Raw genomic sequence first — 13808 nt, 5'->3', positions numbered from 1 at the left:
ACCCTGGTCGTTCTCGTGACCAGCCTGTGTCCACAGGCAGTCACGGTGAGGCCCACAGCCCCGGGAACGGCCGGCGGTCGCTGTCAGTTGGGGATCGACCACACGGTGGTGATCGGGACGTCGGGGAGCCGGTCGCGACCCTGCAGCCCCTCCAGCTCGATCAGGAACGAGGCGCCCAGCAGCTCCACCCCGAAGGTGCGGGTGAGCTCCACCGTGGCCGCGGCCGTGCCGCCGGTGGCCAGGAGGTCGTCGACCACGAGGGTGCGGGCGCCCTCCGGCAGCGCGCCCTGCTGGATCTGCACCTCGGCGCTGCCGTACTCGAGGTCATAGCGCAGCGACGCGGGGTTGCCCGGCAGCTTGCCGGCCTTACGCACCGGGACGAAGCCGGCGCCCAGCTCATAGGCCAGGGGTGCGCCGAGGACGAAGCCGCGGGCCTCGGTGCCCACGATGTACTCGATGTCCTCGGGGAGCATGCTCACCCAGTGTTTGATGACGGTGCGTAGCGCCGTGGCGTCCCGCAGCAGCGGGGTGATGTCCCGGAACAGCACGCCGGGTTCGGGGAAGTCGGGGTACTCCGCGATGTGGGTGCCCAGCAGTGCGGCGACCTTCTCGGCGTCGGGGTGGTTCGCTTTCATGGCTGTCCTCGTCGTGGTGCGTTCCGGCGCCGACGGGGCGTGCGGCGCGGCTGGGTACGGGTTCGGGGCGCGCCGGTGCGGTGGGCGGTGCTCTCGGCGGGGGTGGGCGCCTCATCCTCGGGCTCGTCATCGTCGAGCTCAGCGCTGTCAGGGGCGTCTGCATCGTCGTCGGTTGTTTCGTGCACGACGGGCTCCGGCTCGGGATCCCTGCCGTCACGAGCGGCGAGCACGCGGCGGGCGTGGGCGGCGATCAGGGGTTCGCCGCGGCGCAGGTCGACCAGGATCCCGGGGGCCAGCAGGATCGAGGAGTACGTACCGGCGATCATGCCCACGAACAGGGCCAGGGAGATGTCCTTCAGGGTGCCGGCACCCAGCACGAAGGCACCGATCGCGAGGATCGAGCCCACGGGCAGCAGCGCCACCACAGAGGTGTTGATCGACCGGACCAGGGTCTGGTTGGCGGCCCGTTCCACCTGCTCGGCGAACGTCAGTCGCTCCTGGTCCAGCAGGCCCTCGGTGTTCTCGCGCACCTTGTCGAACACCACGATGGTGTCGTACAGGGAGTAGCCGAGGATCGTCAGGAAGCCGATCACCGTGGCCGGGGTGATCTCGAAGCCCACCACCAGGTACACGGCGATCGTGAAGACCATGTCGTGCAGCAGCGCGAGCATTGCCGCCAGCGAGGCCTTCAGGTTGCGGAAGTACAGCGCCATGGTCAGTGCGACCAGCACCAGGAACACCACCACGCCGCGCAGCATCTTCTGCGTGATGTCGCCGCTCCACACCGGCCCCACGAACGAGGTGGAGACGGCGGAGGTGTCCACGCCGTACCCGGAGGCGAGCTCCTGGGCGAGGGCGTTGGTCTGGGCCGAGTCGAGCTGCTCGGTCTGCACCCGCAGCGTGTCCTGGCCCAGCACCGTGATCTTCGGTTCGTTGGTGGGGACCCGTTCGCGCACGACGTCGCGGGCGATCGTCTGGTCGGCGTCCTGCACCCCGGAGATCTGGAACTCGGACCCGCCGGTGAACTCGATGCCCAGGCTGGGGCCGCGCAGTGCACCGATGGTGCCCAGCACCAGGAGCACGATGATGCTGATCAGGTAGAAGGTGCGGCGACGCCGCACGAAGGGGAGCGTACGGGTCCCGTCGTGAAGGGAGTTGCCGAAGGCCGACAGTGCGCTGGTCATCAGTTGTCCTCCCCGGTCTGGTCAGGATGGTCGGCGCCGGCGCCCCCGGGCGCCGGTGGGGACGGGGCGGGGCCCTCCCCGGTCCCGCTCGCCTCCCTCTCCGCCAGCGCCTTGCGCTCGGCGAGGGTGAGACGGGGCTCGGGCTCGACGGCCCGAGAACCACGACCGCGGCCGCGGGACTCCGATCCTGTTCGCACCCGGCCGCGTCCGGCGTAGGCGGGCACGTTGCGCCCGAGCATCGCCGGGTCCAGGCCACTGAGCGGATGTCCCTTGCCGAAGAAGCGGGTGCGCACGAGGGTCTGCAGCAGCGGGTGGGTGAACAGGAACACCACCAGCAGATCCAGGATCGTGGTCACGCCGAGCACGAACGCGAAGCCGCGCACGCCGCCGGTGGACAGGGCGTACAGCACCACCGCAGCGATCAGGTTCACGGCGTCCGAGGCGAGGATCGTCTGCCGGGCTCGCCGCCAGCCGTGGTCGACGGCGGCCACGATGCCGCGGCCGTCACGGATCTCGTCCCTGACGCGTTCGAAGTAGACGATGAAGGAGTCGGCGGTGAATGCGATCGAGACGATCAGGCCCACCACACCGGCCAGGGAGAGGCGGTAGCCGATCTCCGGGATGTTGGAGAGGACCGTGAGGATGCCGTAGGCGAGCAGGCCCATCACGATCAAGCTGCCGGTGGTCACCACCGCGAGGGCCCGGTACTGGCCGATCGCGTACAGCACCACCAGGGCCAGGCCGATGAGGCCGGCGATCAGGCCCTTCTCCAGCTGGTCGGTGCCGAGGGTGGCGGAGATCTGCTGCTCGGAGGCGACCTCGAACTCCAGCGGCAGCGCGCCGAAGCGCAGCTGATCCGCCAGCTGCGAGGCCTGCTCCTGGGTGAACTGGCCGGAGATCGATGCCTCGCCGCCCGGGGAGGGCTCCTCCACGGTGGGGGCGGAGATCACCAGACCGTCCAGCACGATCGCGAAGGCGGGGGTGGCGCCCTCGCCGTTGTACAGGGCGCTGGACATCTGCGCGAAGTCCTGGGCGACGTCGTCCTGGAAGCGAATGTTCACCACGAAGAAGCCGGTGGGCTGCCCGGTGGGGGTCATGTCGGAGCCCACGCTGGCGTCGCGGATCGCGGAACCGGCCACCACCTGGGGGCCCAGCACGAACTTCTGGGTGCCGTCCGGGTCGCAGGCGACCACCGGCTCATCGGGTGCGGCGGCGGAGACCCGCTCCTGCTGGGCGGCCGGGTCGGTGCAGTCGGCCGTCATCAGCTCGGTCTGGATCTCCGGGGTGAGCCACTGCGTCGACCATGCCGGGTGTGCCAGGCCGTCCTGGCCGGGGGTCGTGGGCGGCGGCGCCAGTGACGGGTCGGTCCCCACCAGCGAGTCGAACTGCGATGCGCTGGGATCGGCGGGTGCCTGGGAGGTCTCCCCCGTGCCGTCCTCGCCACCCGTACCGGCATCGGAGCCACCGCCGTCGGAGGGGAGGGCCTCCCCGGTCCCTTCGGGGGCGACGACGCCGAGCACGGGACGGAAGCCCATGGCGGCTGTCTGTCGCAGCGCGTCGGAGGTGGCCTGGTCCAGGGTGCCCGGCACGTCGATGACGATGTTGGTGCCGCCCTGCACCGTGATCTCGGTCTCCGCCACCCCCATGGCGTTCACGCGCTGCGCGATGATCTGGCGCGCCTGCTCCATGGCGTCACCATCGATGGGGGAACCGTCCCGCGAGGTGGCCTGCAGGATCACCTGCGTGCCACCGGCGAGGTCCAGGGCGAGGGACGGAGCGGGCTCCCAGTTGCCCCACTTGGTGCCGGCGGCGATCCCGCCCCCGAGGAACAGGATCAGGACCGCGAGAGCGGAGAGGGCGATGCGGCGCAAGGGCATGGAGCGCGATTCCTCAGGACGACGGGCAGGTCAGTGCGTTGGACGGGTGATCAGCGGTCGCGACGATCCTGGTCGTACCAGTCGCCCTCGGAGGTCCCCTCAGGGCGGTCATCGGCATCGTACGACGCAGCGAAGTCACCCGAAGTGGTGTCCACTGCGGAGACGGGGCGATCACCGGACAGGGCCGGGTCCAGCTGGTCTGCGTCGTCGGTCACGGCGTCCTCGTCGGCGCCGGTCGCGGCCACGCCGATCCCGCCCGGGGCATCGGCGGCGCGGCCGGCGATGGCACGGCGGTCCCACTTGGTCTGGGCGCCGTTCTCGGACTCCAGGATCACCTGGTCGCCGAGCTCCTCGATGATCAGGCCGTAGAACCCGGAGTGGGTGCGCACCTCATCACCGATCCCCAGTTGGGAGACGAGCTCCAACTGCTGGCGCTGCATCTTCCGCTGGCGGCTGGAGATCCAGAACATCGGCAGCATCATCACAGCGAAGATGAGCAGGAGGGGGAGCAGTGATTCCACGGGGGTCCTTCCGGAAGCGGTGCCCGGGCGGGATGGCCGTGGTCGACGGCCTGCCCGGGTCGGGCCGCCCCACTCTATCGCTACGGGATCAGAAGCGGCCCAGCATGGGAGTGGTGCCCGTCTCGGCCTCCGGGGGTGCCAGGCCCAGATGCGTCCAGGCTGCCGTAGCGGCGGTGCGGCCGCGGGGGGTGCGGATCAGGAAGCCCTCGCGCACCAGGTAGGGCTCGACCATCGTCTCGACCGTCTCGGTCTCCTCCCCCACGGCGACGGCGAGGGTGGACAGCCCCACCGGTCCCCCGGCGAAACGGGTGCACAGGGCGCTGAGCACGGCACGGTCCAGGCGGTCCAGCCCGCGTTCGTCCACCTCGTACACGCGCAGCGCCTCCCGGGCGGCCTCGAGGTCCAGCGCCCCGGTGCCCCGCACCTGCGCCCAGTCGCGCACCCGGCGCAGCAGTCGGTTGGCGATGCGGGGGGTGCCGCGGGAACGGGAGGCGATCTCGGCGGCGGCCTCGGCCTCCAGGTCCACCTCGAGCCGCAGGGCGGAGCGGCGCACCACTTCCTGCAGTTCCTTGGGTCCGTAGTAGTCCAGGTGGCCCACGAAGCCGAAGCGGTCGCGCAGCGGGGCCGGCAGCAGCCCGGCACGGGTGGTGGCGCCCACCACGGTGAAGGGCGGCAAATCCAGGGGGATGGCGGTGGCGCCCACGCCCTTGCCCACCACCACGTCCACCCGGAAGTCCTCCATGGCGATGTACAGCATCTCCTCGGCGGGCCGGGCCAGGCGGTGCACCTCGTCGATGAACAGCACCTCGCCCTCGTCCAGGGAGGAGAGGATCGCAGCGAGGTCACCGGCGTGCTGGACGGCCGGCCCGGAGGTGATCCTCAGCGGGGCGGCCAGCTCAGCAGCGATGATCATGGCCAACGTGGTCTTGCCCAGCCCGGGCGGTCCGGACAGCAGAACGTGCTCGGGGGTGCGGCCGCGGGCAGTGGCCGCGTCCAGCACGAGGGACAGCTGATCACGCACCACCTGCTGGCCCACGAACTCGTCCAGTCGCCGTGGACGCAGGGCAGCCTCGGCGGCGCGCTCGGGGGCGATCGCGTCGGGATCGGTGAGGTGATCGTGGTGCTCCGCGCCGGGGCTGTCGTGCATCTGCTCGTCGTCCGGTTCGCTCATCGGGCGCTCGCAAGGCCCCGCAGGGCACGGCGCAGCAGGGTGGCGGCGTCCACGGCGGCCCCGTCGTCCTCACGGGCCGTGGCGACGGCCGCGGCCGCGGACTTCTCGGGCCAGCCCAGGCCCACCAGTGCCTCGATCACGTCGGCGTCGACCCCTCCGGCGGGTCCCGCAGGAGCCGGCGCGGCACCCGGGGCGGTGGGCGGTCCGCTGGGGACGGCGAGCTTCCCGCTCAGCTCCAGGATCATGCGGCCGGCGACCTTGGGTCCGATACCCGGGGTGCGGGCGATGGTCTTCACGTCCTCCGCGGCGACGGCGCGGCGCAGCTCGTCCGGCTCCAGCACTGCGAGCACGGCCAGGGCGATGCGGGGGCCGATCCCGGAGACGGACTGCACGATGCGGAAGATCTCCGTCTCCTCCGGGTGGGGGAAGCCGTACAGGGTCATCGAGTCCTCCCGCACCACCATCTCGGTGTGCAGGGTGAGCTCGGCGCCGTGGCGGGTGGAGGCGAGGGCCTGGGGAGTGGTGCGTACCAGGTATCCCACCCCGCCCACCTCCAGCACCAGGGCGTCCAGCGCGATGCGGGCCACACGCCCGGTCAATGAAGCGATCACGGGGCCACTGTAGAACGAGTGTTCGATCAGAAGCGGGAGGTGGAGGACTCCCGGGCGCGTCGAGCGGCCCGCTCTGCCTCGGCCCAGCGGGTCTGGGCGCTGGTGCGTGCACCACCGGTGGAGTCCAGGCGCACCGGTCCCGGGCCGCGCCACAGCTGGGTCAGGGCGATCGCGACCGCATCGGCGGCGTCGGCGGGCTTCGGTGGGGCCTCCAGCCCCAGCAGCTTGACCAGCACCGTCTGGATCTGCTTCTTGTCTGCCCGGCCGTAGCCGGTCACCGCGGCCTTCACCTCCGAGGGGGTGTGCATGGCGATCGGGATGCCGCGCTCGGCGGCCAGCAGGATCGCGATCCCGGAGACCTGCGCGGTGCCCATCACGGTGGAGGTGTTGTTCTGGCTGAACACCCGCTCCACCGCGACCACGTCCGGTGCGTGCTCCTCGATGGCTGCGCGCAGGCCGCGGGAGATCGCCAGCAGGCGCGCATCGATCGCGTCCTCGCTCACCGAGCGCACCACCCCGGCGGCGACCAGGGTGGCGCGTCGGCCTCCAGCGGAGTCCAGCACGCCGATGCCGCAGCGGGTGAGGCCCGGGTCCACCCCCAGCACGCGCAGGGACATCGGCAGGCGGACCTCAGTCCTCGTTCTCGAGCTGCTCGGCGACCTCGGCGGGGATGTCCACGTTGGAGTAGACCTCCTGCACGTCGTCGCTGTCCTCGAGGGCGTCGATCAGCCTCAGCACCTTCTTGGCGCCGTCGAGGCCCACCGGGGTGCGCATGGTGGGCACGAACTGCGCCTCGGCGCTGTCGTAGTCGATGTCCGCCTCCTGGAGGGCGGTGCGCACGGCCACCACGTCGGTGGCGGCGGAGTGGATCTCGAAGGTGTCGCCGGTTTCGAGGATCTCCTCGGCGCCAGCGTCCAGCACCACCTCCAGCAGGTTCTCCTCGCTGAGGTCGTCGCGGGGCACGGTCACCACGCCCTTGCGCTCGAAGAGGTAGGAGACCGAGCCGGAATCGGCCATATTGCCGCCGTTGCGGCTGAAGGCCAGGCGCACCTCGGAGACGGCGCGGTTCTTGTTGTCAGTGAGGCACTCGACCAGAACGGCCACGCCACCGGGGGCGTAGCCCTCGTACATGAGGGTCTCGTAGTTGACCCCGCCGCCGTCCAGGCCCCCGCCGCGCTTGACGGCGCGGTCGATGTTGTCGTTGGGGACGGAGGTCTTCTTGGCCTTCTGGATCGCGTCGAAGAGGGTGGGGTTGCCTGCCGGGTCAGGGCCGCCCGTGCGGGCTGCGACCTCGATGTTCTTGACCAGCTTGGCGAACAGCTTGCCGCGCTTGGCATCGATGATCGCCTTCTTGTGCTTGGTGGTCGCCCACTTGGAATGGCCCGACATGGTTCTCCTCGCGATCTGCTCCGTGTTCTCGGCGGCCCATTCTACGACCGTCGCATCGGAGCCCGGTCAGCCGGTCAACCGGTCAGCCGGGCGGGCGCACGGCGATCACGGGATCACCGGGTCACGGGGTCGTGGCCGTCTCCCGCACGACGGGCGCCGAGAGGGCCCCGATCAGCCGGCGATCCGCGGTGATCCGCTCCAGCAGCTCCCGCTCGCGCATCCGGGTCTTGGCGGTGGGCTTGCCGAACAGGATGCTGTGGCGGTCCATGCCCAGCTCCACGGTGGCACGGATCAGGTCGCGCATGCCCATCCGTGCCAGAGCGCCGTGACGCGCGGCCCACTTCTCGGCCTTGCGGCGCTTGCGCATGGACAGGAACATCTGGACCTCGTCGGGCGAGAACCAGCCGGCGCGGCCGTACTCGCTGAGCTGGCGGCGCAGGATGCGCTTCTCCCGCACCCGCAGCCAGATCGCGATCGCCCCCAGCAGCGCGAAGATAGGCACCTGCACGGTCAGGTAGTAGCGCAGGAACCCGGCCATCGGGTTGGCCGGGTCCACCTCGATGAAGAAGGTGGAGCCGTTCCACAGGGCGTGCAGCACCATGGCCAGGGAGAGCCCCCCGATGCCCAGGCCGAAGTACAGCATCAGGGAGCGGCGCTCCGCGGCGATCCCGAGTCCCAGACCGCACAGCGCGGTGAAGGAGACGTGCGCGAAGGGCGAGAGCAGGCCACGAAGGTAGAAGGTCTGCCAGAACACGGCCACCTCCCCCACCGCCTGAGCCTGATGGAAGGACCTGCCGAAGTAGAGGATGTTCTCGGTGAAGGCGAAGCCACCGGCGATGAGCGCCGCGTAGACGACCCCGTCGATCGGGCCGCCGATGTAGCGCCGGCCCCAGAAGAGCAGGGCCAGCAGGCCCAGGCACTTGGTGAACTCCTCGACCACGGGGGCCTGGATCACTGCGCCCAGGAACTCGGCGGTGATCGCCTCCGGTTCGGTGGGACTGATCCAGGCGGTGAAGAAGCCGCCGAAGAGCAGGGTGAGGCCCACGGATCCCGCGGCTCCCCAGATGAAGGCGTAGATCAGGGTGATGCGCGGCTGCGGGGTGTATCGGTCCAGCCACCAGATGGCCAGCAGCACGATGGTGACCGGCACCAGGGCCGCGGTAAAAGCCACCAGGGAGGTGCCCACGCCCATCGGCCTGATCACGAAGATGTACAGGAGCGCCGACACGATGATCAGGCTCAGGATCGACAGGCCCCACAGGATGCGCTGCAGCCAGACACCGCGACGGCGCACCGGCTGCAGGTCTCCACCGCCGAGGCGACCGGGAGCACGAGGGTCCACGCGTTCCACGTCGTAGCCGTAGCCGCCGTTGCCGGGGTCGTTCCGCGGAGTGTCGTGCAACGCGCGCACGGGGCCGGGTTCGCCCCTGGGGGGCAGTGGGCCACCGGGGCGCGGGGGTGCGGACATGCTGCTCATCGTTGTGTTCCCCTCCCCCGGGCGTTCGTCACGGCACCCGTGCGGGCGCTGTGACCTGGGCCTCGGTCATGGTAGCTCAGCCCCACGCCTCGGCGTAGAGGCGGCGCGTGTCCGCCAGCATGATCGGCACCGCCTTGGTGCGACCCACGATGGGCAGGAAGTTCGCATCCCCCATCCAGCGCGGCACCACGTGCTGGTGCAGGTGCGCGGCGATCCCGGCCCCGGCCACCTGGCCCTGGTTCATGCCCAGGTTGAAACCAGCTGGGTTCGACACCTCGCGGATCACGCGCATCGCGGTGCGGGTGATCTCGGCGACCTCCAGCACCTCCGCCTCGGTGAGGTCGGTGTAGTCGGCCACGTGACGGTACGGGCACACCAGCAGGTGCCCCGAGTTGTACGGGTACAGGTTCAGGATGGCGTAGGCCACCTCGCCCCGGTGCACGATCAGGGCGTCCTCGTCCGAGCACTGCGGGGCGCTGCAGAAGGGGCACTGCTGGTCGTCGTGGGGGTCCTTCGGCTTGTTCTCCCCGCCGATGTAGGCCATCCGGTGCGGGGTCCACAAGCGCTCGGTCTCGTCGGGGACGCCCGCGAAGTCGCGGGCGTCCTCGACGACGGGCTCGGGTGTGCGCCCCGGGTCCTGCTCGGCAGCGCGCGGCTGCTCGCTCACACCTGCGCCTTGTCCCTGATCGAGGCGACGATCCGCTCCACCGCCTCGTCGACGGGGATGCCGTTGTCCTGGCTGCCGTCGCGCATGCGGAAGGAGACCGCACCCTTGTCCTGGTCCTCGCCGCCGGCGATCAGCAGGTAGGGCACCTTCTCCTTGGTGTGGGTGCGGATCTTCTTCTGCATCCGGTCGTCGGAGGCGTCGATGCTCACCCGCACTCCGTGCTCCCGCAGCTTCAGCGCCACCTCCTCGAGGTAGGGCACGTACTCGGCGGCCACCGGGATGCCCACCACCTGCACGGGGGCCAACCACACCGGGAACGCACCCGCGTAGTGCTCCACCAGCACGCCGAAGAACCGCTCGATGGAGCCGAACAGGGCACGGTGGATCATCACCGGGCGCTGGCGGGAGCCGTCAGGGGCGGTGTACTCCAGGTCGAAGCGCTCGGGCAGGTTGAAGTCCAGCTGGATGGTGGACATCTGCCAGGTGCGGCCGATGGCGTCCTTGGCCTGCACGGAGATCTTCGGGCCGTAGAACGCGGCACCGCCCGGGTCGGGGACCAGGTCCAGCCCGGAGGCGGTGGCCACCTCCTCCAGGGTGCGGGTGGCCTCCTCCCAGGTGGCGTCGTCGCCCACGAACTTCTCGGGGTTCTTGGTGGACAGCTCGAGGTAGAAGTCGTCCAGCCCGTAGTCCTTCAGCAGGTCCAGCACGAAGGTGAGCAGCGTGGTGAGCTCGTCGCGCATCTGCTCGCGGGTGCAGTAGATGTGGGCGTCGTCCTGGGTGAAGCCGCGGGCACGGGTGAGGCCGTGCACCACACCGGACTTCTCGTGGCGGTAGACGGTGCCGAACTCGAACAGCCGCAGCGGCAGCTCCCGGTAGGAGCGGCCCCGGGAGCGGAAGATCAGGTTGTGCATGGGGCAGTTCATGGGCTTGAGGTAGTAGTCCTGGCCCTGCTTGGTGATGTTGCCCTCGGCGTCGCGCTCCTCGTCCATGTGCATGGCGGGGTACATGCCCTCGGCGTACCAGTCCAGGTGCCCGGAGGTCTGGAACAGCTGCCCCTTGGTGATGTGGGGGGTGTTCACGAAGGAGTACCCGGCCTCGACGTGGCGGCGGCGCGAGTAGTCCTCCATCTCCATGCGCACCATGGCGCCCTTGGGGTGGAACACCGGCAGCCCGGAGCCGATCTCGTCGGGGAAGGAGAACAGGTCCAGCTCGCTGCCCAGGCGGCGGTGGTCCCGGCGCTCGGCCTCGGCGATCCGCTCCTGGTAGGCGCGCAGCTCCTCCTTGGAGGGCCAGGCGGTGCCGTAGATGCGCTGCAGCATCGGGTTCTTCTCGCTGCCGCGCCAGTAGGCGGCCGCCGAGCGGGTGAGAGCGAACCCGTTGCCGATCAGCTTGGTGGTGGGAAGGTGCGGGCCGCGGCACAGGTCCGTCCAGACCACCTCGCCGCGGCGGTTCACGTTGTCGTACATGGTCAGCCCGCCCTCGCCCACCTCGACGGCGGCGCCCTCGGCGGCCTCCCCGGCGTTGGACTTCAGGCCGATCAGCTCGAGCTTGTACGGCTCGTCGGCCTCCTCCGAGCGGGCGTCGTCGTCGGAGATGTCACGGCGCACGAAGCGCTGCCCCTCCTTGACGATCCGGTTCATCTCCTTCTCCAGAGCCTTGAGGGACTCCGGGGTGAAGGGCTCGGCGACGTCGAAGTCGTAGTAGAAGCCATCGGTGATGGGCGGGCCGATGCCCAGTTTGGCGTCGGGGTTCACCTTCTGCACGGCCTGGGCGAGCACGTGGGCGGCGCTGTGGCGCAGGATCGACAGCCCGTCCTCGCTGGAGATCTCCACGGCCTCGACCACCTGGCCTGCGGCCAGCGGGGTGTAGAGGTCACGCAGCTCTCCGTCGATGCGCAGGGCGATCACCTCGCCGCGACCCTCGAAGAGCTCGGTGCCGGTGGTGCCCTCCTCGACCTGCTGGGGACTGCCGTCGAGGGTGATGTCGAACTGGGCCACGGTGATGCTCCTTGCATTGAGGGGTCGCGATCCGGCCTACGGTGCCGGCTCCACGAGCCATCGTAGACGGGCGCGACAGTGCCCCGCACCGGCCATGCGCACTCGCTTCCCGCCGGCCACCGCCACCCTGAGCCACCCGCCCCGCACCGGGCTGGCGGCTCAGAGCCCGCGCGCCAGCTCCCGCACCCTGTCGTGAGCCTCCTCCAGGATCTGCTCGGCACGGTCGGGCTCATGGTCCATGCCCTCCGCGGCCACCGTGTGCACCTCGCACCCCAGGAACGAGAACATTCCCCTGATGTAGAGGCAGGCCGGATCCTGCTGGTCGAAATGGCCGCCACTGGCCTGCAGGTGGACCACCGTCTTGCCCTTGACCAGGCCTTCCGCGGCACCCTCCTCCGTGTACCGGAAGGTGACCCCGGCCCGGCAGATGGTGTCGATCCAGGCCTTCAGGCGGGTGGGCACAGACAGGTTCCACAGGGGGTTCGCGATCACCACCAGATCGGCCGCCTGGAACTGCTTGGTGTACTGGTCGAACAGGGCGAGCTTGTTCTGCTGGGGCCCGGTCAGGTGGGAGAAGTGCTCACCGTCTGCCAGGCGCTCCCAGCCGGTCATCATGTCCAGGTCGATCTCGGGCACGGCGGTCTCGTACAGGCGCACGTCGTCGACGGAAGCGTCAGGGTGCGAGGACCACAGCTCCTCGAGGAACACGTCGGCCATGGCCATGGACCGGGACTTGCTGGAGTCGAGGGGGTGGGCACGGATGACCAGTACACGCATGGGTGGGCTCCTTGTGGGGTGTCGTAGGCATCAGCGGCCGGGGCCTGATGCGAGATGCATCACTTCCGACCCTAGCAACGGGAACGAGCCCTGGTGGCTCGTGGCGTGGGCTGTTCTCGGTGTGGCCATGGGCACCGTCGCGATGCTCCGACGGGCCGTGGACGGCGGATGACCGGTCTCTCAGCCGCCCGACGTCGGTCCAGCGGCGGGCAGGCTCAGGGTGAGCGTGGATCCCTCCCCGTGCCAGGAGTCCAGGCGTGCCGTCCCGCCGTGGCGCTCGACGATGGCGCGGACCATCGGCAGGCCCAGGCCGGAGCCCTCGACGGAGCGAGCCTCCTGGGCCCGCCCCAGCTCCTCCCACACCAGGTCCAGCTCCTCGGGCGCGATGCCGCGTCCGGTGTCGGCGATCTCCAGCACCACCACGTCCTCGGCGGCGCGGCCCCGCACCTCGATCGCGTCCCCCGGGGCGGAGTACTTCACGGCGTTGGTCAGCACGTTCACCAGTGCCAGGAAAAGCAGGTCCTCATCCCCCACGATCGGCGGGAGCGGACGCGGAGCGGTGGGCAGCGAGACGGCGATGCGTCGTTCGCCGGCGCCGGGAGCCTCGGTGATGGTGGCGACGGCCTCCTCGACGAGGGCTGCCGGATCGATGGTGGTGAGCTCGAGCGCGGTGTGCTCCACCTCGCCGATCTTCCGCAGATCCCCGAGGAGACTGGTCAGGCGCTGTGACTGGGCGTCGATGCTGGCGCGCTGCCGCTCCGAGGGCTCGTCGGCGAGCGCGGCACGGATCCCCTGGATGGGGTTCTTGATCTCGTGGTCCAGTCGCGCGAGCAGTCGGCGCCTGCTGGCCGTCTGCTCCTGGACGGTGCGGCGGCGCACCTGCTCGACGTGACGGCGCATCGCGATCAGGGTCACCAGCGCCGGCAGCAGCAGGGCACTGATCAGCAGGCCCACGGCGAACGGCAGCCATGGCAGGGACACCGTCATGTAGAACGTCCCGTCACCACCGGCGGCCCACCAGATCACCGAGAGCGCCAGGCCCAGCACGGCGGGGACGATCACCGCGCCGGCCAGGATCCTCAGATCCTCCTGCGTCCTCGCACTCATCCGCGCTCCACCGGATGCACGAAGCGGTAGCCGAGCCCCGGCACGGTCTCCACGTACGAGGCGGCCGCGGCGTCCTCGCCGAGGACCCGGCGGATCTCCGCCACCCGGTGGTCCACGGCACGGCTGATGACGATGGCGTCGAACCCCCACACCGTCTGCAGCAGGCGCTCGCGGCCGAACACCTCGTCCGGATGGGACATGAGGAACTCCAGCAGGGCGAACGCCCGGGGGGGTGAGCTGCTTCTCGACATCGCCGAGGAACACCCGCCGTGCCGGGCGGTCGATCCGCAGCGCCCCGGCCCTCAGCGCCTGCGCGGCGCTGAGGGGGACGGAGCCTCGGCTGCTGCGGCGCAGCACGGCCCTGATCCGAGCCAGCAGCTCCTGCGGGTCGAAGG

Annotated in this window: 14 protein-coding genes; all 14 read right to left on the bottom strand. The window is 70.4% G+C overall.

What is annotated here, in order from left to right; genetic code table 11:
• Window positions 1-83: 83 nt before the first annotated feature.
• Window positions 84-635: an adenine phosphoribosyltransferase gene (locus JOD52_RS06300; protein WP_017823699.1), complete on the bottom strand. Its 552-nt coding sequence runs from the start codon at window positions 633-635 to the stop codon at window positions 84-86.
• Entirely contained in the window at window positions 632-1819 is a 1188-nt protein-coding gene (gene secF / locus JOD52_RS06295) for a protein translocase subunit SecF (protein ID WP_017823700.1), read from the bottom strand. The genes JOD52_RS06300 and secF overlap by 4 nt, the downstream gene beginning before the upstream one ends.
• Window positions 1819-3696, bottom strand: a complete 1878-nt coding sequence (gene secD, locus JOD52_RS06290) for a protein translocase subunit SecD (protein WP_204409107.1) — start codon at window positions 3694-3696, stop codon at window positions 1819-1821. The genes secF and secD overlap by 1 nt, the downstream gene beginning before the upstream one ends.
• 50 nt (window positions 3697-3746) lie before the next feature.
• A complete protein-coding gene (gene yajC, locus JOD52_RS06285) occupies window positions 3747-4217 on the bottom strand; it encodes a preprotein translocase subunit YajC (protein ID WP_017823702.1) in 471 nt (156 codons plus the stop codon).
• Window positions 4218-4305: 88 nt separating this feature from the next.
• The gene (ruvB, locus tag JOD52_RS06280) at window positions 4306-5388 is read right to left on the bottom strand and encodes a Holliday junction branch migration DNA helicase RuvB (RefSeq protein WP_204409106.1); all 1083 of its coding nucleotides are present in this window, start codon (window positions 5386-5388) and stop codon (window positions 4306-4308) included.
• Window positions 5385-5999: a Holliday junction branch migration protein RuvA gene (gene ruvA, locus JOD52_RS06275; RefSeq protein ID WP_031307154.1), complete on the bottom strand. Its 615-nt coding sequence runs from the start codon at window positions 5997-5999 to the stop codon at window positions 5385-5387. The genes ruvB and ruvA overlap by 4 nt, the downstream gene beginning before the upstream one ends.
• 26 nt (window positions 6000-6025) lie before the next feature.
• Window positions 6026-6616, bottom strand: a complete 591-nt coding sequence (gene ruvC, locus JOD52_RS06270) for a crossover junction endodeoxyribonuclease RuvC (RefSeq protein ID WP_017823705.1) — start codon at window positions 6614-6616, stop codon at window positions 6026-6028.
• Between the two features lie 13 nt (window positions 6617-6629).
• Window positions 6630-7388, bottom strand: coding sequence for a YebC/PmpR family DNA-binding transcriptional regulator (locus JOD52_RS06265; RefSeq protein ID WP_204409105.1), 759 nt, complete (start codon window positions 7386-7388; stop codon window positions 6630-6632).
• A gap of 121 nt (window positions 7389-7509) precedes the next feature.
• Complete coding sequence (locus tag JOD52_RS06260; protein ID WP_239551815.1) at window positions 7510-8856, bottom strand: PrsW family intramembrane metalloprotease; 1347 nt, start codon at window positions 8854-8856, stop codon at window positions 7510-7512.
• An 85-nt stretch (window positions 8857-8941) separates the two neighbouring features.
• Entirely contained in the window at window positions 8942-9532 is a 591-nt protein-coding gene (locus JOD52_RS06255) for an HIT domain-containing protein (protein ID WP_204409104.1), read from the bottom strand.
• On the bottom strand, window positions 9529-11529 hold the full coding sequence (gene thrS / locus JOD52_RS06250) for a threonine--tRNA ligase (RefSeq protein ID WP_017823709.1): 2001 nt from the start codon (window positions 11527-11529) through the stop codon (window positions 9529-9531). The genes JOD52_RS06255 and thrS overlap by 4 nt, the downstream gene beginning before the upstream one ends.
• Before the next feature lie 159 nt (window positions 11530-11688).
• Window positions 11689-12306: an FMN-dependent NADH-azoreductase gene (locus tag JOD52_RS06245; RefSeq protein WP_017823710.1), complete on the bottom strand. Its 618-nt coding sequence runs from the start codon at window positions 12304-12306 to the stop codon at window positions 11689-11691.
• 180 nt (window positions 12307-12486) lie between these two features.
• Window positions 12487-13413 (bottom strand): sensor histidine kinase, encoded by a 927-nt coding sequence (locus JOD52_RS06240; RefSeq protein ID WP_017823711.1) that lies wholly within the window; start codon window positions 13411-13413, stop codon window positions 12487-12489.
• A complete protein-coding gene (locus JOD52_RS17705) occupies window positions 13410-13613 on the bottom strand; it encodes a winged helix-turn-helix domain-containing protein (RefSeq protein WP_338124127.1) in 204 nt (67 codons plus the stop codon). Before JOD52_RS17705 ends, JOD52_RS06240 begins: the two co-directional genes overlap by 4 nt.
• Window positions 13614-13808: the final 195 nt, after the last annotated feature.

Source organism: Brachybacterium muris, assembly GCF_016907455.1.
Classification (GTDB): Bacteria; Actinomycetota; Actinomycetes; order Actinomycetales; family Dermabacteraceae; genus Brachybacterium; species Brachybacterium muris.
This window is presented reverse-complemented; position numbering and strand designations above follow the sequence as displayed.

Excerpts from the sequence above, each read along its gene's own strand:
- secD (WP_204409107.1), bottom strand. The coding sequence starts at position 3,696 with ATGCCCTTGCGCCGCATCGCCCTCTCCGCTCTCGCGGTCCTGATCCTG.
- ruvB (WP_204409106.1), bottom strand. The coding sequence starts at position 5,388 with ATGAGCGAACCGGACGACGAGCAGATGCACGACAGCCCCGGCGCGGAG.
- JOD52_RS17705 (WP_338124127.1), bottom strand. The coding sequence starts at position 13,613 with ATGTCCCATCCGGACGAGGTGTTCGGCCGCGAGCGCCTGCTGCAGACG.
- JOD52_RS06260 (WP_239551815.1), bottom strand. The coding sequence starts at position 8,856 with ATGTCCGCACCCCCGCGCCCCGGTGGCCCACTGCCCCCCAGGGGCGAA.
- JOD52_RS06240 (WP_017823711.1), bottom strand. The coding sequence starts at position 13,413 with ATGAGTGCGAGGACGCAGGAGGATCTGAGGATCCTGGCCGGCGCGGTG.
- JOD52_RS06300 (WP_017823699.1), bottom strand. The coding sequence starts at position 635 with ATGAAAGCGAACCACCCCGACGCCGAGAAGGTCGCCGCACTGCTGGGC.
- JOD52_RS06245 (WP_017823710.1), bottom strand. The coding sequence starts at position 12,306 with ATGCGTGTACTGGTCATCCGTGCCCACCCCCTCGACTCCAGCAAGTCC.
- secF (WP_017823700.1), bottom strand. The coding sequence starts at position 1,819 with ATGACCAGCGCACTGTCGGCCTTCGGCAACTCCCTTCACGACGGGACC.
- JOD52_RS06265 (WP_204409105.1), bottom strand. The coding sequence starts at position 7,388 with ATGTCGGGCCATTCCAAGTGGGCGACCACCAAGCACAAGAAGGCGATC.
- ruvC (WP_017823705.1), bottom strand. The coding sequence starts at position 6,616 with ATGTCCCTGCGCGTGCTGGGGGTGGACCCGGGCCTCACCCGCTGCGGC.